Source organism: Pseudoalteromonas sp. SWN166, from assembly GCF_015864485.1.
Lineage (GTDB): Bacteria > Pseudomonadota > Gammaproteobacteria > Enterobacterales > Alteromonadaceae > Pseudoalteromonas.
The window spans coordinates 25458-49641 of record NZ_JADYXB010000028.1; the positions used below are offsets into that span (position 1 = coordinate 25458).

Below are 24184 nucleotides of genomic sequence, written 5' to 3' on the forward strand. Positions count from 1 at the left end.
AAACTTAGGTTTTAATGTTTTATTTACAACCATTAACAAATTTAAACATTTACAGACGCCTTGTTATGTAACAATGCACAAATACAAACTGGCCACTGCAAATAATTGTAAAAACTATTCTTAATTAAACAATTACTTACTGCCTAATTAAGTGGCTTAAAGGAGCTAACATGCTTAAAAAATGCATTACCACAACGGCTTTAATTTTCGCATTATGCGCTTGCACATCAGAAACAGAGTCTGATTTAGTAAAAACAAAAGGTATATGGGCTGGCTTTGAACTGGTTTCTGACGGCAACCGCACGCGTGTTAACGCAGAACTAAATGCGGGAGATGCGAATGGCTCTAATATTGTTTTAAGCGAGAGCGACTCATTAAGGGCTGTTGTTAATAACACTGCCATTGTACTTACAAAAGATACCGATTTTTTAGACGTTGATTACCAAGCTTATATAAATGCAACAGACGATAATCAGCAGTTTGATATATTATTTATACGAGACGATGGTATAAATGCTAATTCAAGCGCAGAACTGCCTTTAAATTTTATTATTTTAACCCCGAGTAATGATCAAAATTTTGGTATTAATAGCACTCTTACAGTTCTATTAGATGGCACTGATCCTAACAGTACAAGCCAAGTAGAACTTAGCAGTAGTTGCACTACCAATAATAATGAAACACTTTTGCAGTCAACATTTTTTGCGCTTAATTCATCTCGCCTTGAAATAAATTTACAAAGCTTAGATATGTTTAACAGCTCGCAAGTAAATAAAAATAAAGCATGTAATTTAACAATTAATATTAAACGCGATCGATTCGGTAGTATTTCAGGTGAATATGCAAACCAAAGCTATATTAAGGCACAGCAAACACGCGCTATTAAAAATATGACTTTAACGTTTTAATTTGCACGCTAATTTACTCAGCGTTAAGCTATGCCTTTATTAAATAATTTTACCAATTGTAATTGCCCTCCTAATTTTTATGAGGGCTAATAATAATTGATATAAAGGTTTATTATGACTAACAGCACATACCCGATTGGCACACCTGGCAAAAAATGGAATAACAACGATAAAGCCCAGTGGTTAGCACGCCAAAACATTAAACGTAGTTACCAAAACGAAGTCGTAACGCTAATTAATGATCTTAAAAACACCTTAGATATAGAGCAATACGGCGAGCTTAATTACGCCGCAGGTACTTACCCATTATATATATTAAAAACGCCTAACTTTAATGCTAATAAACCAACTGTTTTAATCACCGGTGGTGTACATGGCTACGAAACAAGTGGCGTACATGGCGCACTTAGGTTTGCTAAAACATCGGCTATGCAGTATTGCGAACTGTTTAATATTATTGTTGCCCCCTGCATTAGCCCTTGGGGTTACGAGACTATAAACCGTTGGAACCCAGATGCTATTGATCCTAATCGCTCATTTTACGAGGGTAGCCCAGCTCAAGAATCAGCCGCTATTATGGCGTTTGTAAAAACATTAGGTACTGACTTAATCGCTCATATTGATTTACACGAAACGACAGATAGTGATAACAGTGAATTTAGACCCGCACTTGCTGCGCGTGAAGGCACTACTAACACTAACTGGAACATACCTGATGGGTTTTATTTAGTTGCAGACACCAAAAAGCCTGAGCCAGAGTTTCAAAAAGTGATTATTGAAAGCGTTGCAAAGGTAACCCATATTGCACCGAGCGATGAAAATAACCAGCTAATCGGCGTACCTCAAGAGCAATTTGGTGTGATTAACTATGCCGCTCGAGAGTTAGGTTTATGTATGGGCTTTACTGATGCACCATACGTAACAACCACTGAAGTGTACCCAGATAGCCCAACAGCCACAGATGAAGAATGTATTTTGGCACAAGTCGCCGTTATAACAAGCGCACTGAAATATATAGGTGCAAATACGCAATAGAAACTGCATATAAAACCGCACATAAAAAATGCCCAAGGAGAATATCTACTTGGGCATTTTTTGTATTTTTATGAAGCTTTATCAATCTTAGTTTTTATAAAACTGACTGTCTTTGGTTATGGTAATACTGGCGTCTTCTTGCGCCGTTACAATAAACTGTAGCTTACTCACTTTACGCTCAATATCGTAACCATCGGCTGTTACGGTCACTGGTACGCTTTTCATAACACCCGGTTGAACAAGTGTAGAGCGTGGGCTTGAGAGTATTGCACCAGGTAAACCCTCTATAGCGATGCTGTAATGCAGTGCTTGTTGGGTTTTATTAATAATAGTAAGTGTGTAAGGGTTTTCTACTAAGCCTTCGTAGTTCACTCTGTAGAGCGCATTTCTGTCGCGTAATACTGAAGCTTCTATAGGGGTACGTTGCAGCATCCATGCAAACATAGATATTATTAACAAAGCCGTTAATGCGCCATATCCTACTAGTTTTAACCTAAATGGATTGGTTTTCCCCCCTTCCATTTGTTTTTCACTCGCGTATTTAATTAAGCCTTTTTCGTAACCAAATTTATCCATGGTATCGTCGCAAGCGTCTATACATAAACCACAATTTATACATTCATATTGCATTCCATTTCGAATGTCTATACCTGCAGGGCATACGTCTACACACAAGTTACAGTCTACGCAGTCACCTAGGTTAAGCTCTTTTGGATCGGCTTTACGTTTACGCGGACCACGGCTTTCACCTCGCTTACTGTCATATGTAACAAGCAACGTATCTTTATCAAACATAACAGCCTGAAAACGAGAATATGGGCATGCAATTGTGCACATTTTTTCGCGTAAAAACCCTGCATTTCCATAAGTACAAAAAGCGAATAAAAACACCCAAAAACTTGTAATACCTGACCATTCAAACGTGATCATCTCCATATACAAACTTTTAGCCGGAATAAAATACGCCATAAACGAGGTGGCAGTTAAAATAGAAATAACAATCCATGCGCTGTGTTTAGTTATTTTTTTACGCCAAGTACTTAGCGTCCACTCTGATTTATCTAGCTTTATTCGCTGATTTCGCGTGCCCTCTATACGCTGCTCTACCCACGAAAACATGAGCATCCATATTGTTTGAGGGCACGTATACCCACACCAAACCCGACCAAGCCAGTTAGTTACAAAAAACAACGCAAAGGCACCCGCCATAAACAGCAGCGCTAAAATCATAAAATCTTGAGGAAGGAGTGTTAAACCAAAAATAGTAAATGTTTGTGTTGCCACGTCAAGCAATACAGCTTGTTGTCCGTTGTATTGGATCCACGGTATTGCAACAAAAGTTAGCATTAACAACCAGCCTAAATTACGGCGTATGCGCTGAAAAAAACCTTTTTGCTCGCGGATATAAATTGGCCCTTCGTTGTTGTAGGGCTTAATGATCATGTCTTCTTCTTTAATATCAAACTTCATAGTACTTGCTTTATTATGACGGTGTTAAGCAAACTACTGCAACTTTCAGACCAAACTGAAACTTAAGTTACCTTATTGATATTTATATGCTTATTAAAATAAACAAAAACAACAATCGCGATATAAAGCGAATTACGCGATATATAACGAATTCTCGCTAATCTTTATTTATACCCAGTTTTCGCATTTTTGAGCGCAGTGTACTCTCAGGCAAACCCAGTTTAACGGCAGCCCCTTTATCTCCCGATATTTGCCAGTGCGATAACGCGAGAACAGAGATTATATGCTGCTTTTGTGCTTCATCGAGCGTAAGCGAAGGGTTAATAACTACTTCACCACCTGCTTGTAAAGGTTGGCTTAGCTGTAGTACAGCCTGATTAGATAAAATAGCTTCGCGTTCAAGCACATTTTGCAGCTCTCTAATGTTGCCAGGCCAATCGTAGGCTTGCAGTTGTGTAATTGCTTTTTTACTTAGCCCTTTTAAATGTTTGCCCAGTCGTTTATTTAATTGTGTAATTAAATTAGTGCATAAATAAGGAATATCTTCTTTTCGATCTTTTAAAGCAGGCACTTTTATAGGAAATACATTAAGCCGATAATACAAATCAATTCTAAACGTGCCCTTTTGTACCATTCCCCATAAATCGCGATTAGTCGCGGCAACCACTCTAATATTTACTTTTAGTGTGTTACTGCCGCCTACGCGTTCAAACTCTTGCTCTTGTAGTACTCTGAGTAATTTACTTTGCGCCTCAAGCGGCAGCTCTGCTATCTCATCTAAAAACAAGGTGCCTTTATCAGCAAGTTCAAAGCGCCCTTTACGACGCTCATTTGCACCTGTAAACGCACCTTTTTCATGGCCAAACAATTCCGATTCTAGCAAGCTCGGTGTAAATGCAGCGCAATTTACTTTTATAAAAGCTTGCTCGCTACGTTTACTTAACCGATACAAGTTACGGGCTACTAGCTCTTTACCTGTGCCATTTTCGCCAAGTATAAGCACTGTACTGTCGGTTTCACTTACCAGCTTTATTTGATCTAACATGGTTTGAAAAATATGGCTTTGTCCAACTAGCCCTGAGTCTTGCCAGTCTTCGTTAAGCTCTGCAATTAAGTAGTTGTTTTCATCTTTTAGCTGCTCACTTAAATGCTTTACTTGCTCAAGTGCCTCTTGCAGTGCATTTTGTGTGTGTTGCTGCTGTGATATATCGCGAAATACTGCTACTGCACCAATTAATTGATCATTTCGATAAACCGGTGTAGAAGTATATTCTACTGCAAACGAACTGCCGTCTTTACGCCAAAAAATTTCATTTTTAACTTCACGACGTTTTCCATCAAACATGGTGCAATATATTTGGCATTCATCCGCAGGATAAGGCGTACCATCTGCATGAGTATGGTGATGATATTGATGTATTTTTTTACCTAATAAATCCTCTGCTCGCCAACCAGTCATGCGCTCAGCGGCAGGATTAACAAACACAGCATTACCCGATAGGTCAAAACCATATATGCCCTCACCTACTGCATTGAGCAATAACTTAGGATCGTTTAAAAATTGTTTTATCATAAATGCACCTCGCGAAATATCGCGAGCATTATGGCAATTTTTTAAACTAAGTGCACTCATTACTTAAAATGCACTTACGTGTAAATTAGAACGATATAAATAGTGCTGAAATAGCGTTTTTACATCTATTTTTGCACCTAGCCTTGCGGCTATTAAGTAAAGTCCTGCAAGTTTTCGGTGAATAAATAGCGCATCAACGGGCGGTGTATGCCATTTCTGAGATTGCGCACTAAGGGCAAGCCCTGCATTTTTAATTTTGAGCGCTAGTTCGCTGTTTTTAAAATCAAACTCGTCATTTGATCTTAGTGGCTCGCATGCCATTAAAAATAAATCGATAACGTTATTTTTATACTCATCAACTAAGTCATTTTTAAAATAACCAATGTGTAAAGCCGCTCTAAGCACTCCTTCTCGGTTGTTTTCACTGCCCGCTTTAAATAAGGCTAAATAAGCGTGGCTAAGCTCAGATGATATTTCTCGCGTTGCACCAAAATCAAATAAAACAATTTTTTGTGTATCAAGCTGATAATGAAAATTGGCAAAGTTAGGGTCTGTTTGAATGAGTTTAAATTCAAACATCTCTTTAAAAAACAAATCAATTAGCTGTGCTGCAACAAAACTTTTCTGGCTATTAGGTAGCTCTGTAATACTCTCAATCGGCTCAGCCTTTATATATTCCATGGTAAGCACTTGCTGCGTACTATGCTCTGGATATACGTTAGGCACTTTAAAATGGGGGTTAGTTGCTAATGAATTTTTATAACGTATTAAATATTGCGCTTCTCTCGTATAATCAGCTTCGGCCAATAACTGCGCTTTGGCTTCACTAATAAGCGGTTTAATATTAAGATCTTTTGGCAATAATCGAGAAAGCGTTAATAACGAAATAACATTGTCGACATCGCTCACAACACTTTTTGCAATACCAGGATATTGAATTTTAACAGCCAGTTGCTCACCATTCTCCTTATAAGCTAAATGTACTTGCCCAATAGAAGCCGCAGCAAAAGGTCTTAATTCAATATGAGAAAAACGCGCTAGCCAGTCATCTCCCCATTGCTCTTTTAATACCGCTACAAGTTGCTTATGAGGCATTGGGTTGGCATCTGAGCGCAGTAAAGCAAGTAATTGAGCTAATTCAGGACTGAGTAAGTCACCGGCATCCATTGAGAGTAATTGCCCTAGCTTCATTGCAGCGCCACGTAAATGAGATAACTGTATGGCGAGCTTTTCAATGTTTTTAGGTTGTAGTAATAAACTTTTGTTATCCCAACCTTTGCCCGTTAATGCACTCTTAGCACCATCAACTAGCATATTGGTTGCAACACCTGTTGCTAGTGAGCCTAATTTAGCAAAGCGAGAAAGTCGAGAGGTGGGAACAGTTCGAGGAGCTGCCATAATATTAAAACCTTATTAGCCTGAGAGTCAGGCTAATAAGTACGTATATTTTAAGTAGGTCGATCTACTTATAGACGAGGTACTAGCTTAATTGCACCTTCGCTTATTTTCATATCAAGTGGAAGTTTACTGAGTAGCATTATTTTAGGGTCATCCATATTTAGAGTATAAACAGGGTTAACCGCTAAAAAAGCATTAATCACTTCCATTGCTTGGCTATCAAGTGCGCCTAAATTACCTTTAAAACCACCAGCATCTACACTCGAATCAAGTAATTTAATATTACGTAAAAACACCGCATTTTTCTCACTATCATAAAATGGGCTGCCTTCAATTTGAAGCTGTAAACGCACTGGATACTTTAGTGCAAATGCATTAATTTCAGCGCTTGAATCTGCGCCAAGCACAACAACATCGCGGTTATCGGGTCCAATATTCACACTTAAGTCGTTTACATCAAACTGAACTGGCAAACCCATTAAGCTTACTTTCTCACTTAACTTTGGTAATTGTTTACTAAGTACAGACTCAACCTCAGAGTTAGTAAATGAATATACTGATATGCCTTGCGTGGTATTACAGGCAGTTAAAAATAACGCTGCAATAATAACTAAAATTCTCATGAGAACCCTTTTATTTATAATGAAGTAATGATGCTTATAAAAAAGCCGCTATTAAAGCGGCTTATTAAAATACTAACCAGTATATATTAAACTGGTTCTAGGGCGTGTTGACCTTTGTGGATTGAAATTTGTTCAATCTAGGGTCGATTTAATCGCGGCGTGAGGTTTGTAACCTAGCGGGCTAAGTCAAAACCGAGCAACAAAGAGTTAATCGACCCTAGAAAGAACCCAAAGGGCAGCGCATGTTTGGCATTTATGCTGCGTTATCGCCTATTTATGGGGAATAACCACACTACATAGACTCTGCCTTGCCTAAATACCAAACAGTCTGCTGCAAATTCAACCACGAAAGGTCAACACGCCCTAGTGTATTAAGCTGCAAGTATCGCTTTAAGTCGCATTAGTGTGTCAGGTTCAACTGAACCGCCACTGAGCGCTAGTAACTGTTTTAAATAATAGTTTAAATCAGCATGTTCACCACGATGCTTGTCATCTAACATGGCTACTTGTTCTGCCATTCTAAGTGACTTATCGGTTGAACTTACGTTCGCTAGTATTTCCATGCGCGTAATAAGCTGTTCAGTATTTAATGTTGTTTTAAGCGGTGCTTGGTACTGACTTGGTAACGCTTCATTGTTCTCAAGTGCTGTAATTAATGCATCTAAATTAGCTTGCTCTGATTTGCTTGTAAGCAATGCAAGTTTATCTTCAATGGCCGCTAGTAGCTTAGTCACTTTTGGCACTAACGATCTAAACTGTGCATACCCTTTCACTTTTGTTTCTAGGTCGTGTAGTTGCGCTCTTTGATTTACATCGCTAAGTGCTGCTTCAAGCTCAGTAAGTTCTGCAACGGCTTGTTTATCCGACTCGTTTTGCTCAAGTTTTTGCTGCTCAAATTCACTACTACGTTTAGTAAATGTTTCATCGTTAAACTGACGAAACTTTTGCCATAACGCATTTTCAGCTTTTAAACCTGCAAAACCAATGGTTTGCCATTGTTGCTGCATTTGCTTCAACTCTTGGCATGCAGCGGCTAAATCATCACTGTGTGACAGCTGCTCTGCTTTTTCTACTAACTCATTTTTAAGTGCAGCATTACTTTTATGAAATGCATTTAATAAAGCCAGTACTTGCTGTTGCTCATTTTTATAACGATCGTTTAATGTACGGTATGTTTTAGGATCAACTTTACCTACACTGCGCCAAGCTTTGTTCAAACGATTGTATTGGCTTTCATATTGCTTCCAATCAAAATCATCCTCAGCAGTAGGCTGTAAATGAAGTGCATGCATATCGCTAATAATACTTTCGCGTTGTGCTTTAGATGCTTCGCGTTGTACTTCTTGCTCTGCGAAGTAACTACGACAAGGTGCAAATAACAGCTCGATTTTTTCATCAAACTGAGTGCCTTGTTGCTTCTCTTCGTCTGTATCTAAACGACCTAACTCATTCCAACGTTTACGTAGTGCTTTTACCTGCTCAGCACGTTGTTGTGGGTCAGTACACTCTTCACTTACTAATGCGCTTACTTCTTCTAATAAAGCTTCACGCTTTGGTGCTGCAGCGTATTTTTGCCAATCTTTAGCGTCTGCAAGTTGCGCTTCAAGCTCTGCTTTTATATTTACAAGTGGCTGTTGGTATTGTTCAGTAAGGGTATTAAATAATTCTTCAAACCCTTTAAATACGCCAAAAGCAACGTTAAAACGGCCTTCTTCAATTAGGCGTTTAACATCACGTGCTTTACGTTTTGCTTGGCTTTGGTTTTTTTCAAGCGGCTTAACGAGTTCATTCATTGGTGCTAAAAATTGCTTTTTATGCGCGTTTAGCTGTGTTTTAAACGTACTTTGCAGTGCACCATCTAAAATATTTAAATGATTACGCGCTGCTTTAAAGCCATTATTAAACTCAGTTAAAGTAGCATCGTACTGCGCTAAGTCTTCTGCTGGTTTAATTTCACACAATGCTGTAAAAGCGAGCTTGTACTCTTTAATGGCAGCGGTTAGCTCAGGTAGCTTAGCAACTTGAGTAAATAACTTTTCTAACTTACTTACAGCAAGTTTTGATTGCGTGTTATTAGCAAGCTCTGTTTCGCTAATAGCGTGCTTAGCTTGCGCTACTTTTGCATCAAGCCAATCTTGTTGGATTTGCTCTGGTGTTTCAAGACCAAGTTGTAAGGCATTTTCAATTTCTTCGCTTAACGCTTCAAGCGTTGCAAGTGCTAATAATTGGCGCTGTTGTCGCGCTAATTGTTGCTGCTCTTTATCGTGTACCGCTTGTAGCTGTTCAATGTGTGCATTTAACTTAGTGGTAATCGAAGTATATTTTTCATCAAGCAACTTAACACGGTCATCACTTAACCATTTAAGCTCAAGTGCTTGCCATTGAGCCATTAGCTCGCCTGCTTGTGGATTAACAACACCAAAGTCTGTTTTTTCACGCAAGGCATTTAACTTCGCTAAAATAATACGTGTTGCACCCTCTACTTCAAGTGGCTTTTCTATTGCTAGACGTTCATTTTCAATATGCGTTTCAAGTGCTGCTTTTGCTCCACCCTTCGCATGTTTTACTAATGGCTTAATTAATTGATGAGTAATAACAAGTTCAACTAATTGAGTTTGTAGCTCTTCGCTACCTTCTTTAAATGCTTTTTCTACTAGTTTTGGATTTGCTAAACGTTTTAATAATTTAACGCGTACTTGCAGCTCTTTTTCTGCAAACGCTAACTTTTCTAGTGTTTTTACTGGCGCAAAGCGCTCAATATATTCATTTTTAATTTGCGGTGTTAGTGCACTTTCGCTATTTAAAACAGCATTTGATATTTGCAGCTCTGCTATATCTTTTAATGCCTGATCTTGTTTATACGCTTTCCACCAAAGTGGTAAATCGTTTACTTTTTGTAGTGCTTTGCGGCGTATTTCAGCTGAGCTATCTTCAAGTGCTAACGTGTTTAATATGGTTGCATCACGTTCAATGTCTAATTTTTCGATAGCATCAAGACGTACTTGTTGCTTAGGGTGTTTCCACTTCGGTGTAAAAAGGTGCTTAAAGATCATGTTCACTAAACCTAGCTATTTCGTTGTCTGATTTGAATTCTTTTTGTAGTTGAGCTTTTGTCTTTTGGATCATTTCACCATTAGCACCAATCGTAAATTGCTCATTAGATTGAGCCACCTTTGCTTGATACAACATAACCAACTGCACTGTTTGTTGCTTTTGCTCATCTGATAAAACGGTGCCGTCTGGCCATTTGCCAGTAGAAGCACCGTATTGCAAGCGTTCGAATAATTCGGGAGTAATATTTTGTACAAGATTGTCGATATTCATGTCATTTTTTCTTTTTTAGAGTCACTAAAATAATACGGTTTATAATATACCAAATACAACCTACGCCAATTGCGGCAGTATAAGCATACCACTGAAGCGTTTCTTCTTGCGGTTGTAAAAAGTACAAACAGAAAAAACCACCTAAAAATAAGATAAGCGCCAAAAAGGAGTGATTTAGAAACATCTGCTTTTTTTTAATTCGCTGTTCGCGTTGAAGCTGTAAAACTTGCTCGTCGTTTAGCTCTGCAATGTTACTTTCGCAATGCGGACATTGTTTATGTTTATCTGAAATTGATTTTGCACATTTTGGGCAACGAATAATCGCCATACTTCTCTCCATACTACGCATAAAAAAAGCGCCTTTCGGCGCCTTTATTGTACTTGTTTTATTTCTCGTTGTCTTTTTTGAATTTAAACCAATAAGTGATTTAGAAACGATAAACATCCAAGTTACTCACTAAGTTTAATTACTCAGCGTCTTTTGACTGTTTTGCTAGGCGTTTTTCCCAAAAAGTGGCATTTTTAATACCTAATTTAACTGGGTCAAATATGATTTTTCCGCCCTTTTTCTTCTGTTCTTCATAATCACTTAAACATAATAAAGCAGGCTTAGCTACGAAGAAAATAGCTAAAATACCTAATATGTTAATCCAAGCCATTAAGCCAACGCCAATATCACCAATAGTCCAAATATAACCTGAATTGTTGACCATGCCGTATGCAACCATAAACATAATCACAAATTTCACGATAACAAGCGGGATACTGCCTTTAAAGTAACGATTTAAGTAAGCAATATTAGTTTCTGCAATAAAGTAATAAGCAAGTATTGTAGTAAAGGCAAAGAAGAACAATGCAATACCCACAAATGCTTGTCCAAAACTGCCAAATACACTAAATAAAGCCATTTGAGTAAAGGCTGCTGAGCCTACTTCAGTGGCTGCATCAACATTTTGTACAATAAACTGCCCTGCTGGTAACTCACCCACAACATTGTATTGCTGCGTTATTAAAATCATCAACGCTGTTGCTGTACACACAAAGATGGTATCAACATAAACAGAGAAAGCTTGTACTAACCCCTGTTGAGCAGGATGGTCTACTTCTGCAGCAGCTGCTGCATGAGGCCCAGTACCTTGGCCTGCTTCATTAGAATATATACCACGTTTGACGCCCCAACCAATAGCAGCACCAAAACCGGCCTGCGCAGTAAATGCATCACTAATAATTAGATAAAATATATCGCCCACTTTATCTAAGTTTAAAAATACAACGATTAGTGCCAATACTATGTAACCAAGCGCCATAAATGGCACTACTATTTGCGTAAAATTCGCAATACGCTTTATACCGCCAAAAATAATAAATGCTAAAACAATAAGTATAATTGCCAGTGCAACTAACTTAAAGCTACCTACGTCACCAAAGCTAGTAGTGACCATATTGCCATCGCCAAACACTTGGGTAAACGCATTACCTACCGCATTTGCTTGTACGCCTGGCAGAAAAACACCACAGGCAATAATTGCCGAAACAGCAAATAAAACAGCTAACCATTTTTGCCCTAAACAACGGTCAAAATAATATGCTGGCCCGCCACGATATTGCCCGTTTTCTTCTGTTTTATAAATTTGGCCTAAAGTAGATTCTGCGTATGCGGTACTTGCTCCTAGAAAAGCAACAACCCACATCCAAAAAATAGCACCTGGACCACCAAAACCGATAGCTGCTGCAACACCTGCGATATTACCAACACCTACTCGTCCAGATAACGATACTGCAAGGGCTTGAAAAGATGAGATACCTTTATCAGACGTGTTTGGGCTAAATAATAGCTTACACATTTCTTTAAAATGTCTAACTTGAGCAAATCGAGTTAACACTGAATAAAACAAGCCTGCGCCTAGGCATAAATAGATGAGTGCATTACTCCAAACAACATCATTAACAGCGCTTACAAAAGCTTCCATGGATATCCTCTATAGTTATATTTATTATTTTTAATTACGAGACTCTGCTTTAGCTACTACGCAACATAAGTTTCACGAAATAAGGTTTTACCTTTCCCGTCCCGACTCATTATTTAATTAATCTTAACTTAAGTACCCCAACTTTGTTAACACTTAATTTTCAAAACATCTAATTACGTAGCTACTGTAAGGCACTACATCAGCAGTATTTAAAGAAAAGTAGATTGATTTGTACCGATACGGTGATGATACGCGGCGAAGAAACGTTAAAAACGTTTTGGAATGAAGTTGCTATATGATTATTATTTTTTGTAAAAGGGGTTTTACTAAAAGTAAAAAGGGCATCAAAACTATTGATACCCTTCAAATAAACGTTTTATCTTAAATTATCAACAACATTAACAATAGCCGCTAATGTATCTTGACCAAACTGATATGAACGACGGTCCGACCAGCCATAGTCTGGATCTGGTAAATCGTTGTTATCTTTAAATGGCATTTCAATTGTGTACGTTAATGCTTTAAATTCTTCAGCTGTAGCTGATGAGCCTACTGTAAGGTTAGCTTGGCCTGGCTCATCTTTTGGATAGCCATGTTCATCTTGAAACTCTGGAGTAATAGTTAAAAGCGCTGCTTTAAAGCTATCTTCTAGGCCTTTAAGACGAGCATCGTAACTTGGAATACCTTCACTGCCTGCCACAAAGTTATACGGGATAGCTTCATCACCGTGTATATCAAGGTGCATATCTAGGCCAGCTTCACGCATTTTATTAAGTACTAAGTAAACTTCAGGGCTATTTTCCATGCTTGGTGTCTGCCATTCACGGTTTAAGTTAACGCCTTTAGCGTTAGTACGCAGATGTCCGCGTGCGCTGCCGTCAGGGTTCATATTTGGTACAACGTAAAATACTGCTTTTGACAATAATGCAGCTGCATGTGGATCTTCGTCATCAAGTAATTTGTGCAATAGCCCTTCTACATACCACTGCGCCATTGTTTCACCTGGATGTTGACGTGCTGTGATCCAGATGTTTTTCTTATCTTCACTTGGCTCACCAATTTTAAGCACACTCATATCGCGGCCATCTAGTGTTTCACCAAGCGTGATTAATTGGCAAGCGCCTTGGCTTTGTGCCCAAGACAATAAATCTAAATGGCGGTCGTAGCTGTATGGTGCAAAGTAAGCAAAATACACGCTGCCGCACTCTGGTTCAATTTCAAAGCTTAATGTACCATTTTCATAGCTTGATGGTACACGAAACCATGTTTGACGGTCATATGATGCAACGGCTTGATACCCTTCCCAACCATCTGGGTAAGCTGATTTATCAAGCTCATTAATATTTAACTTATGCAATTGGTAAGGTGTTGTTTCAAGACGAAAGTGAAACCACTGATAAAATTCAGACTGGTGATCTTTATTAATTTCTAATTGAATATTTAAAGGATCGGTGGCTTCAATAACTTTGATATTACCACTGTCGAAATTGCTGCTGATTTTCATGAAAAAACCTTTAGGTTGAATAAGTTTATCTGCTTATTAATTCACAGACCTGACATTATTTTGTAAATAGTAAAACGAATGTACATTTTCTTAATTAAAGCCTATCACAAGGCATACGCTTTAAAAATAATACACGACCAAAAAAGCCAGCAACATGCTGGCTTTTAAGTCACTGCAAATAAATTAGCGGGGTAAGCTTGGGAATGACACTTCGGCCATATCGCGCATACAACGAACTACTTGGCAGCTATAACCAAACTCATTGTCGTACCATACATATAAAACAATACGGTTATCTTCAACAATCGTTGCTTGTGAATCAACAACACCTGCGTAACGGCTACCTACTAAATCGGTAGATACAATTTCCGTTGATGCGGTGTAATCAATTTGGTCACGTAAGTCTGAATGAAGTGCTGTATCGCGTAAAAATGCGTTTAGCTCTTCAACCGATGTGCTTGTTGCTAAATTAAGGTTCAAAATAGCTAGCGAAACATTAGGTGTAGGTACGCGGATTGCGTTACCTGTTAATTTGCCTTCAAGCTCTGGTAATGCTTTTGAAACCGCTTTTGCAGCACCTGTTTCAGTAATTACCATGTTAAGTGCTGCGGCACGGCCACGACGCTCTGCTTTGTGGTAGTTATCAATAAGGTTTTGATCGTTGGTGTACGAGTGTACAGTTTCAACATGACCATTATTAATACCAAACTTATCGTTTAATGCTTTAAGCGTTGGTGTAATTGCATTAGTTGTACAGCTTGCTGCACAAACAATTTTATCTTCAGGTAAAATATCTTTGTTGTTAACACCATATACGATGTTTTTGATATTACCTTTTGCAGGAGCTGTTAATAATACTTTTGTAGCGCCTTTACACTCTAGATGCTGGCCAAGGCCCGCTTCGTCTTTCCAAATACCGGTGTTATCAACAATTAATGCATTGTCGATACCGTATTGAGTGTAATCAATTTCGCTAGGAGAGTTGGCGTAAATAACTTGAATGTAGCTACCGTTAGCTTTAATTGCATTACGCTCTTTATCAATAGTGATTGAACCATTGAACGGACCATGAATTGAATCACGACGCAGTAAGCTAGCACGCTTTTCTAGGTCGCCATCTTTACCGCCACGCACAACAATAGCGCGCAAACGTAAATCTGCATATGGACCTGATTTTTCAATTAATAAACGCGCTAGTAAACGACCAATACGACCAAAACCATACAATACAACATCGCGTGGTTCTTTCGCTGGTAAGTCAGCTATTTCTGCAAGTTCATCTTTTACAAATTCTTCTACTGAGCGGCCTTTAGCTGCTTCTGTAAACAAATAGCTATATGCAAGTTTACCAATATCAATACGTGCAGAGTTTAATTCCATTTTGCTGATAGCTTCTAAAAATGGGAAGCTTTCGCGTAAACGTAATTTAGTGCCTTCAAACTGAGCAACAGTTTTGTGAGATTTGATAATATCGATAGTACTGGCATTTACGAGAGGACGGCCATATACAGCGATTTCAATACCACGATTACGGTAAAGCTTACCAATGATTGGTTGCATGCTTTCTGCGTAATCTTGGCGCTCTTGCCAACTATTTGTGTATTCTAACTCGTGAGATGAGGTCATTTTATTTACCTAAGTTTATCATTTTGAACGGATAGCCTTTAAAAATGCACTATATTTTGAGAGTAATGCACTTCGGCAGGGCTATTCTAATTTAATCTGAAGTTATTCTCTACTGTTAGGCGTTAAATGATTGCGTTAGAATAACAAAGTAAATATTCATTTGGGGTTAAGGGATGCTTAAAAAAGCAAGTATACTATTGGGTTTGCTTACGTTGACAGGGTGTGAAGAACCGTTGACACTCGCAAAAGTGTGTAAAGAAACACCTGGCTTTTGTAGCGACTTAAACAAAGACAGTCACTGCAAGGATGAACGCGCTGATGTAATTATTAAACGTTACATAGAATACAAAGACCCTACTGATGAAAATAAATACCAATTACTCAAGAACTTTGAATCTTATAACCAATGCATAACTGTGGCTGCTAAAATAGAGCATATTAAGTTAAAAGCTAAAAAAACGTCACGTATTGACGGTCAATTAACGAGCATTAAAGAAATGACTCGGTTATATCAAGATACCCAAAATACAAACCATCCCGGTTTGCTCTACTACCAATGGTCACGAAATAATAACCAGAGCGCACTGACTAAATTATTAGCTATAGGAAATGACAAAAGTGTAACGCAAAGTGCCGAAATGCAGTTTTTTCTAGCATCTTACTATATTAAATTTGATGATGAAAAAACCATAGATTTGCTTTATAAAACTTTAGAACTTAATAAAAAAGATAACGTACCTAACCCTGAAGTGTATACATCACTTATTAGTCTTTTTTATAAACATGATAAATTTAAGCACGCTTATATATTTTCTAAAGTAGCGCAAATGTCGGGAATTGAAAATATTGATGGGTTTGAAATTGAGCAGCAATTAATAACAAATGGTAAAAGTTTAGACGGCCTAGATGTACTTGCAGAGCAAACATTTCAGCAAATAATGGCAGGTGATTTTGTATCGCCTCGAGAATTTTAATTTATAATCGCAAAAATAACCTAATACCAATCTGCTTATGTATGGGTTCTATTTAACGTTAAGGAAATTACGCTAGAACTAGGCAAAAATTTTTGTATCTAGTTGTTCTCGGCAATTGCTCCCTGCATTGCTCTACCTCCTACCTCCTGCATCCATGCAGTCGTAAATAAAAATTTTTAACGACGTTATAGTGCAATTTAATCCGTTAAATTGATCAAAGATTTATGCAGGTTGGTATAATATAATAACTAGGTTATTCAGGCAAATAAAAAGGCAGCTTACGCTGCCTTTTTTTATTTTGCTTTGCTTGTGCCCACTTCTACGCGGGTTTTAAGCTTTTGACCTGGTCGAAAAGTCACCACGCGACGTGCCGAAATAGGAATATCTTCGCCTGTTTTCGGGTTGCGGCCTGGTCTTTCTTTTTTGTCTCGAAGATCAAAGTTACCAAATCCAGAGAGCTTAACCTGCTCGCCTTTTTCTAGCGCTGAGCGGATTTCTTCAAAAAACGCTTCAACTAAATCTTTGGCATCTTTTTTATTGATCCCGAGCTTTTCAAATAGGTGTTCAGCTATGTCGGCTTTAGTAAGCGCCATATCTAGTCCCTCAACGATGCATTAAACTGTTCGGCCAATTCGGCCACCACGTTATCAACTACTAGATTGATATCTTTCTCTTCGAGTGTTCTATCAACCGCTTGCAGTGTTAGAGCAATCGCCAAACTCTTATAATTTGGCTCAATACCTTTGCCCTTATACACATCGAATAAGTTTAGGTCAACCAATTGATTTCCGCCAACTTTTTCGATCACGCTTAAAATGTCACCAGATTTAACGCTGTCTGCCACTAAAATCGCGATGTCGCGGCGATTTGAAGGGAATTTAGACACCCCTTCTGCTTGCGGTAAATTTCTTTTTTCTATTGCTGACATTTCAATTTCAAAAACAAAAGTTGCGTTGTTGATATCTAACGACTTTTGAGCTTGAGGATGTAAAGCACCAAAAAAACCAACCTTTTTGCCATCAACATATATTACTGCTGACTGACCAGGGTGAAGTCCATCTGACTGCTCCGCTTTAATTTCAAAACGAGTTACGTCATTGGTAATAGCAAGTAAAGCTTCAACATCGCCCTTTAGGTCGTAAAAATCAACGTTACGTTTTTCTTCAACCCAATGCTCACCATTTACAAGACCCGTAATAACACCACCAATAACCGGTACTTGGTAAACACCGTTTTCTGCACTTTCGTCGCTTATAAACTTAAGCCCATGTTCGAATAAACGAATACGAGGCTGTTGACGATTTTGGTTATACGCCAAAGACGCTAATAAACCCGGCATTAAACTTACGCGCATTGCAGACATTTCAATTGAAATAGGGTGCGGCAATACCATAGCTTTACACTCTGGGTGTAAAATAGCTTGTGCTTTAGGGTCTACAAAACTGTATGTAATAGCTTCTTGGTAACCACGAGTAACGAGCGTATTGCGGAACTTGCTAAGCGCAATAGTTGCTTCGTTATGCGTGGTCATTTTAAGTTTTGCAGTTGGTGCAACGTTAGGAATGCTGTTGTAACCGTAAACACGTGCTACTTCTTCAATTAAATCTTCTTCGATGCGAATATCAAAACGGTAGCTTGGTACGTCCGCACTCCAGCTTTCATTTTCTACTTTAACATCAAGACCTAAACGCGTAAGAATATCAGTTACTTTAGCATCTTCAATATGATGACCAATAACACGGTCTAAACGTGCACGACGAAGACGTACTTCAGTCACTTTTGGAAGTTTGTCAGCTGCGACAGCTTCAACTACTGGGCCTGCTTGACCACCTACAATCTCAAGTAGAAGTGCTGTTGCACGTTCCATTGCATCATGTTGCAAAGCAAAATCAACACCGCGTTCATAACGGTGTGAAGCATCAGTGTGTAAACCGTAACTACGTGCTTGCCCTGCGATTGCAACAGGATTAAAGAACGCGCTTTCAAGTAATATGTCAGATGTTTTATCTGTAACGCCTGATTGCTCACCACCAAAAACACCTGCTATTGCTAGCGCTTTGTTATGATCGGCTATCACAAGTGTTGTCTCGTTCAATTTAGCGGTGTTACCGTCTAATAAAACAAGCTCTTCACCTGCGGCTGCACTACGTACTTTAATACCACCTTCAATCGCATTTAAATCAAACGCGTGCATTGGATGACCAAGTTCAAGTAATACATAGTTTGTAACATCAACTACTGGGTCGATTGAACGTACGCCACTACGACGTAGCTTTTCAACCATCCAAAGCGGTGTTTCTGCATCAAGATTAATGCCTTTTATCACACGACCAAGGTAACGAGGACATGCATTTTCATTAACTAGCTCAATTGATACTTTGTCATCAATTGTTGGAGTAACCGTAGGGATATCTAATACATTTACGTCAATGCTGTTTAAAACACCTACTTCACGTGCAAGGCCTTTAATACCTAAACAGTCACCACGGTTTGGCGTTAAATCAACACCAATAATGTTATCGTCAAGACCTAGGTAATCACGTAAATCAGTGCCTACTGGTGCATCGCTTGGCAATTCCATAATGCCGTCGCCTTCTTCGCTAATACCTAGCTCAACAAAAGCACATAGCATTCCGTTTGAAGGTTGGCCGCGTAGTTTGGCTTTTTTAATTTTAAAGTCACCAGGCAGTACAGCGCCCACAGTTGCAACAGCAACTTTAATACCTAAACGACAATTTGGTGCACCACACACGATATCAAGTAGCTCATCGCCACCTACGTTAATTTTGGTAACACGCAGTTTATCTGCATCAGGGTGTTGTCCACATTCAACAACTTCACCAACAACTACGCCATTAAATTTGGCAGCAGCAGGCTCAACGCCATCAACTTCTAGACCAGCCATTGAAAGCTGTTCCGAAAGAGCTTGCGTATCAATAGCAGGATTAACCCACTCTCTTAACCACTTTTCACTAAATTTCATTTTATTATTTCACTCTTAACGGAACTGGTTTAGGAATTTTAAGTCATTTTCGAAAAATGCACGTAAATCGTTTACGCCATAGCGCAACATAGTTAAGCGCTCTACACCCATACCAAAAGCAAAGCCGGTGTATTTTTCTGGGTCAATACCCACAGACTTAAGTACGTTTGGATGTACCATGCCACAGCCTAGTACTTCTAACCACTTACCGTCTTTACCCATAACATCTACTTCAGCTGAAGGTTCTGTGAATGGGAAGAATGAAGGACGAAAACGAATTTCCATATCTTCTTCAAAGAAGTTACGTAAAAAGTCATGCAAAATACCTTTAAGCTCAGTAAAGCTAACATCCGTATCAACCATTAACCCTTCAACCTGATGAAACATAGGTGTATGTGTTTGGTCGTAGTCGTTACGGTATACACGACCAGGAGAAATAATGCGTAGTGGTGGCTGCTCAGTTTCCATAGTACGAATTTGCACGCCACTTGTTTGTGTACGAAGTACTAATTTAGGATTGAAATAAAAGGTATCGTGGTCAGCACGAGCAGGATGATGCTCAGGAATATTTAGCGCATCGAAGTTATGGAAATCATCTTCGATTTCTGGACCTGATTTAACTTCAAATCCTAACTCACCAAAAAAGCTTTCTATGCGCTCAATAGTGCGCGTAACTGGGTGTAAACCGCCAGTAGGCATAACACGCCCTGGTAGAGTTACATCTATAGTTTCAGCAGCTAGTTTTTCTTCAAGTGCTTTACTTGCTAGCAACTCACGCTTTTCGTTAATAGCAGCTTGTACATCTTGTTTAGCTTGGTTTATAACTTGGCCTGCTTCTTTACGTTCTTCAGGTGCTATTTTACCTAACGTTTTAAGTAAGCTAGTGATTTCGCCTTTTTTACCAAGGTAATTAACCCTGATATCTTCTAACTGCGCTATTTCACTGGCACTGGCTACCGCCTCAAGTGCTTGCGCTAATATGTTTTCTAAGTTCATTCGATACCTGATCTTTCACAGAAGGTGATTGCTTAAGAGCGTGTTGGCCTTTCAAGATTGCTTTACAACAGTGTTATTGGTTATTAAACAAGGCTAAGCACTGCGATGTAGTTTCCTACATCATCATGCTATAACGCTAAATAAAGACCAAATACATGCTGCCTGAAGTGCTTTACTGTGGGTGGCTTATTTTTTTGTTGCTCTAGTTTTGTATACAAATACTATGGTACAAACTTTGCAACGTGATTAAAACACTCTTCAGTATAACAAATTCCAATCAGGAAAGGTAAACACGCTCTGATAATAGCTTATGATAACTGAAAGCAGGGTCTAGATTCTAGACCTACTACAGCTTTAACGTTGATTTTATAAAAGGAATAGTTAATTTTCGTTGTGCGGCCATCGATGCATGATCTAATTTGTCGAGTACATCTAATAAAGCACGCATATCACGGCTTAAACGCGTTAATAAAAAGCGTGCACACTCATCACTTAATTCAAGGCCACGCATATGAGCGCGCTTAACTAGTGCTTGGGCTTTATCGTCATCACTCATAGAGCGAATTTGAAAAGTTGTACCCCACGTTAAACGGGATTCTAAGTCGGGCAGCGTAATATTAAGCATACTTGGAAGTAAATCGGCAGTTACTACTAACATTTTACCGGGTTCGTTAAATCGGTTAAAAAAGTTAAATAGTGCTTTTTCCCATGCATCATTTCCTGCAACTAAATGCACATCATCGATACATAGAACATCAAGCGCTTCCAAGCCGTCTAATACCATAGGTCCAAAATCAACTACTTCGCGCATAGACAGCAGCATATTAGATAAGCCACGCTCTTGAGCTTTAATGCAGGTTGCATACAAAAGGTGAGACTTACCCGAATCACCTAACCCACATAAATAAGTATACTGAAACTTTTTAGCTAACTTCGAAAAGCTATCTTTTAAATGGTTAACCTCTAACGAATCTTCCCCACCAAAGTACGATGCAAATGTTTCGTCATCCGGTAAGGTAACCGGTAATGCCATTTGCATCGGCTCAGACATTATCATTATGGCGTTACCCATTGATACTCTAGGCTATTTTTATCGACAACATGATAAAAAGCGCGTGGATCCTCATAATCTTTAAATGAGGAGTCGAGCCCTAAGCCTTTTTTAAGATCGCTTAGATTACCAGTGTGGTTTAGTTTAAATTCTACAAATTCTGGTGTTTTACGAACAATTTTAACTTGCGTAACAACGCTTAAGTTCAATAATCTTTGCTTTGCTAATTCAATATCAACAAAACTTTGCGTGCCTTTTAATGTTAGCGTGGCCGCGGCTTGTTCATAATAAGCATTTGGATCAATAGCGTACTCGCTTGCAAGGCCTCGTGCTAGGGTATCGATCATTTGGCTCACTATTTGCTGCTTATCGCCCGTTAATCTATTTGAATCAAATTGATCATCATTAGTAAAACGCCAATCTAAAATCCAATTTTCGCTATCTGCTTCTTTATACATTCTTGCTGTAATACTTCGCTCAGCACTGTAGCGTCTAGAGGCCTCTTCTACTGGTTCTGAAAAGTTACCCCATACCTCAGGAATACCTACTAAACGTCTATCTTGTAAATCAAGTAATGGCACAACGACAGGTAAACCTCGGCGTCCAGCTTTGTCATAAATGAGCTGTTCTAACTGCGGGTAACTTTCTTGTGTTACTAATTCTCTGCGCCAATTGTCTTCAATACCTAACCATATTGCGACTAATGGGCGTTGTACTCCCCATAAAGGTAAGTTTAACTCTTTGATTAACGCATTGATCTTTCGAGCTTCAAATTTAACAACGAGTTTCAATTGTCCATTTGCTCTCTCGTCATATTCAAACTTAAGCATATAATCAGAAATATCTTTAGTGCGTTGCTGCGCTAGTTTGTTTTGATCCGCAGTTTCATCACCGCTTACTTTCACTAAAACATTGAGTAAAGCTTTACGGCTCGCTGCTAATCGAGTGTCTCGTGTTTTATCATCCACTTTTAAAATATCTTGATATAGATCAGTTACTTCAACTGCCGACGCAGAGAAACAAAATAAAATGGATATGGCGCTAATTAATAATCTATACACAGGCTATTAGTTCTTGGTTTTAAACTGATTTGATCCTAAATCAAACCCAGTAACAAAGCAAAATTATATTTGTTATCAGTATTATTATATAAAATTTAGAAATAGAGACTTTAAAATATATTGTTAATTATCGATTTAGTTTATAGGATTCTTAGGTGTTTTTAACGTCGGGATTCGCTTCGCCCGACCTATGTAATAGGTGTTGATGAGTGTGTGTTAATTACGCGAATTTTACTTTTTTGCAGACGTAAAAAGAACGAATCGTTAGATTCGGGCTCTCTACAATTTGAAGTCGGTGCGCTACGCATTAGGATGTCGTGGTGCCCACAGCGGTAGAAAGTAACATAGCAAATGCTACACACTTATTGGCGTGCAGAGATATTGGGGGGGTTTTATTATGATTTTAACGTCGGGAGTCGCTTTGCTCGCCCGAGCTACATTCTAGGAGTAGATGAGTGTGCATTAATTGTACACATTTTACTTTTCTGCAGACGTAAAAAAGCCTGAATCTTTAGATTCGGGCTTTCTACTATTTGAGGTCGGTGCGCTACGCAGTAGGATGTCGTAGTGCCCACAGCGGTAGAGAGCCACAGTGAAATGCTACACTATCTTTGTGTCGGGGCGGCCTTCCGCGGGGCTCGCCTTCGAGCTGTTTTGTTTCACTACTGAGTTCGGTATGCGCTCTTGGCTATTTATTAAATCCCAGACAGCAAAAAACCCGTCACATTGCTGTAACGGGTTTCTACAATTTGAAGCCTGGTAATGTCGTAGTGCCCACAGCGGTTGAGAGCCACATAGCAAATGCTCATAGGTTGGATCTTAAGGAATAAAACTTGAAAACATGCTCTGAATTTGATCTGATAGTAATCGCCAAACCACTATCTATCCCAAAAGCAGAGCATGAATAAACATAATACTGAGTTAAACAAAATAACGAAAGTGCTTAACGATTTTAATATTAACGAAATAGGTAAAACAAGCCGTTTTTGTAGCCGTAAACGAATAATAAAACCTTTCGAATTAGTCATGTCGTTAATAACGGCTCTAGGCGATAAATCGGTAAACACCGTGACAGATTTACATCGCTATTTTGTGAAGTTGACGGAAACTGATGTTCAATATAAACCGTTTCACAATCAACTGAGTAAGCCTGAATTCAGCCTATTGATGAAATCACTGGTCGATGTGGCGTTAAATGAATGGCAGCAACAAATACTCGGTACAGACGCCACTCTTTCTGACTTTAAACGCATCGTATTGCAAGATGGAAGTTCGTTCGCAGCGCACGATAGTTTAAAAGATACCTTTAAAGGTCGCTTTACTAAAATAAGTCCTGCGGCAATAGAGGTTCATGTGAGTTGGGATGTGCTTCAAGGTTATCCCGAAGAAATCTCAGTGAGTCCTGATAGCCAAGCTGAATATGATTTTTTACCTGATGCTAAATCGTTAGTCGACACCTTGTTTTTAGCGGATAGAGGTTATTTTAAGTTATCGTATCTTGAATCAATTGATACAGCAGGAGGCTTTTATGTTGTCAGGGCTAAAACCACGGTTAATCCAACCGTAGTAGCTAACACCGATCAGTTAAGGTATTTTTGATCGGTTGACCGATCTTTTGGTTGCTTCACAATACCCTTATCATCTTTTGATTATGAGGGTATTTTTATGCTTAGTCATTGGTTACTTGA

18 protein-coding genes and 1 pseudogene are annotated in these 24184 nt (G+C 38.8%); 4 read left to right on the top strand and 15 right to left on the bottom strand.

Going from position 1 to position 24184, the window contains the following annotated elements:
- The first annotated feature begins 170 nt into the window (after nucleotides 1-170).
- The gene (locus tag I6F49_RS15085) at nucleotides 171-908 is read left to right on the top strand and encodes a hypothetical protein (protein ID WP_197181197.1); all 738 of its coding nucleotides are present in this window, start codon (nucleotides 171-173) and stop codon (nucleotides 906-908) included.
- A gap of 114 nt (nucleotides 909-1022) precedes the next feature.
- On the top strand, nucleotides 1023-1943 hold the full coding sequence (locus tag I6F49_RS15090; protein WP_197181198.1) for a M14 family metallopeptidase: 921 nt from the start codon (nucleotides 1023-1025) through the stop codon (nucleotides 1941-1943).
- Between the two features lie 87 nt (nucleotides 1944-2030).
- Here the strand turns inward: I6F49_RS15090 and ccoG are convergent, their stop codons facing one another.
- The 10 genes from ccoG to I6F49_RS15140 all read right to left on the bottom strand — a co-directional run bounded on the left by ccoG (nucleotide 2031) and on the right by I6F49_RS15140 (nucleotide 15431).
- Nucleotides 2031-3413, bottom strand: coding sequence for a cytochrome c oxidase accessory protein CcoG (ccoG, locus tag I6F49_RS15095; protein ID WP_197181199.1), 1383 nt, complete (start codon nucleotides 3411-3413; stop codon nucleotides 2031-2033).
- Nucleotides 3414-3570: 157 nt separating this feature from the next.
- Entirely contained in the window at nucleotides 3571-4986 is a 1416-nt protein-coding gene (locus I6F49_RS15100) for a sigma-54 interaction domain-containing protein (protein ID WP_197181200.1), read from the bottom strand.
- Between the two features lie 63 nt (nucleotides 4987-5049).
- The gene (locus I6F49_RS15105) at nucleotides 5050-6384 is read right to left on the bottom strand and encodes an ABC1 kinase family protein (RefSeq protein WP_197181201.1); all 1335 of its coding nucleotides are present in this window, start codon (nucleotides 6382-6384) and stop codon (nucleotides 5050-5052) included.
- A 68-nt stretch (nucleotides 6385-6452) separates the two neighbouring features.
- The gene (locus I6F49_RS15110; RefSeq protein ID WP_197181202.1) at nucleotides 6453-7007 is read right to left on the bottom strand and encodes a DUF1439 domain-containing protein; all 555 of its coding nucleotides are present in this window, start codon (nucleotides 7005-7007) and stop codon (nucleotides 6453-6455) included.
- A gap of 371 nt (nucleotides 7008-7378) precedes the next feature.
- Nucleotides 7379-10060 (bottom strand): DUF349 domain-containing protein, encoded by a 2682-nt coding sequence (locus I6F49_RS15115; protein WP_197181203.1) that lies wholly within the window; start codon nucleotides 10058-10060, stop codon nucleotides 7379-7381.
- Nucleotides 10050-10331, bottom strand: a complete 282-nt coding sequence (locus tag I6F49_RS15120; RefSeq protein ID WP_007378333.1) for a YeaC family protein — start codon at nucleotides 10329-10331, stop codon at nucleotides 10050-10052. Before I6F49_RS15120 ends, I6F49_RS15115 begins: the two co-directional genes overlap by 11 nt.
- Nucleotide 10332: 1 nt before the next feature.
- Complete coding sequence (locus tag I6F49_RS15125) at nucleotides 10333-10659, bottom strand: hypothetical protein (RefSeq protein ID WP_024593065.1); 327 nt, start codon at nucleotides 10657-10659, stop codon at nucleotides 10333-10335.
- Nucleotides 10660-10798: 139 nt separating this feature from the next.
- Nucleotides 10799-12301, bottom strand: a complete 1503-nt coding sequence (locus tag I6F49_RS15130; protein WP_197119429.1) for an alanine/glycine:cation symporter family protein — start codon at nucleotides 12299-12301, stop codon at nucleotides 10799-10801.
- A 376-nt stretch (nucleotides 12302-12677) separates the two neighbouring features.
- A complete protein-coding gene (locus tag I6F49_RS15135) occupies nucleotides 12678-13805 on the bottom strand; it encodes a M14 family metallopeptidase (protein ID WP_010554015.1) in 1128 nt (375 codons plus the stop codon).
- A gap of 183 nt (nucleotides 13806-13988) precedes the next feature.
- Nucleotides 13989-15431, bottom strand: a complete 1443-nt coding sequence (locus I6F49_RS15140; RefSeq protein ID WP_197181204.1) for a glyceraldehyde-3-phosphate dehydrogenase — start codon at nucleotides 15429-15431, stop codon at nucleotides 13989-13991.
- 173 nt (nucleotides 15432-15604) lie between these two features.
- On the opposite strand from I6F49_RS15140, the gene I6F49_RS15145 reads away from it, so the two are divergent.
- On the top strand, nucleotides 15605-16405 hold the full coding sequence (locus I6F49_RS15145) for a DUF2989 domain-containing protein (RefSeq protein ID WP_197181205.1): 801 nt from the start codon (nucleotides 15605-15607) through the stop codon (nucleotides 16403-16405).
- Between the two features lie 293 nt (nucleotides 16406-16698).
- Here the strand turns inward: I6F49_RS15145 and ihfA are convergent, their stop codons facing one another.
- The 5 genes from ihfA to I6F49_RS15170 all read right to left on the bottom strand — a co-directional run bounded on the left by ihfA (nucleotide 16699) and on the right by I6F49_RS15170 (nucleotide 22496).
- On the bottom strand, nucleotides 16699-16998 hold the full coding sequence (ihfA, locus tag I6F49_RS15150; protein ID WP_002960690.1) for an integration host factor subunit alpha: 300 nt from the start codon (nucleotides 16996-16998) through the stop codon (nucleotides 16699-16701).
- 2 nt (nucleotides 16999-17000) lie between these two features.
- Complete coding sequence (gene pheT, locus I6F49_RS15155; RefSeq protein WP_197181206.1) at nucleotides 17001-19388, bottom strand: phenylalanine--tRNA ligase subunit beta; 2388 nt, start codon at nucleotides 19386-19388, stop codon at nucleotides 17001-17003.
- A 15-nt stretch (nucleotides 19389-19403) separates the two neighbouring features.
- Complete coding sequence (gene pheS / locus I6F49_RS15160) at nucleotides 19404-20384, bottom strand: phenylalanine--tRNA ligase subunit alpha (protein WP_002960692.1); 981 nt, start codon at nucleotides 20382-20384, stop codon at nucleotides 19404-19406.
- A gap of 346 nt (nucleotides 20385-20730) precedes the next feature.
- Nucleotides 20731-21441 carry a DnaA regulatory inactivator Hda gene (gene hda / locus I6F49_RS15165; protein ID WP_197181207.1) on the bottom strand — a complete coding sequence of 237 codons (711 nt, stop codon included), beginning with the start codon at nucleotides 21439-21441 and terminating at the stop codon, nucleotides 20731-20733.
- Nucleotides 21441-22496, bottom strand: coding sequence for a DUF2066 domain-containing protein (locus I6F49_RS15170; protein ID WP_166420797.1), 1056 nt, complete (start codon nucleotides 22494-22496; stop codon nucleotides 21441-21443). The genes hda and I6F49_RS15170 overlap by 1 nt, the downstream gene beginning before the upstream one ends.
- Nucleotides 22497-23396: 900 nt before the next feature.
- Here I6F49_RS15170 and I6F49_RS15175 point away from each other — a divergent pair.
- A pseudogene (locus I6F49_RS15175) lies at nucleotides 23397-24068 on the top strand (IS4 family transposase); the annotation flags it as partial.
- Nucleotides 24069-24184 lie beyond the last annotated feature (116 nt).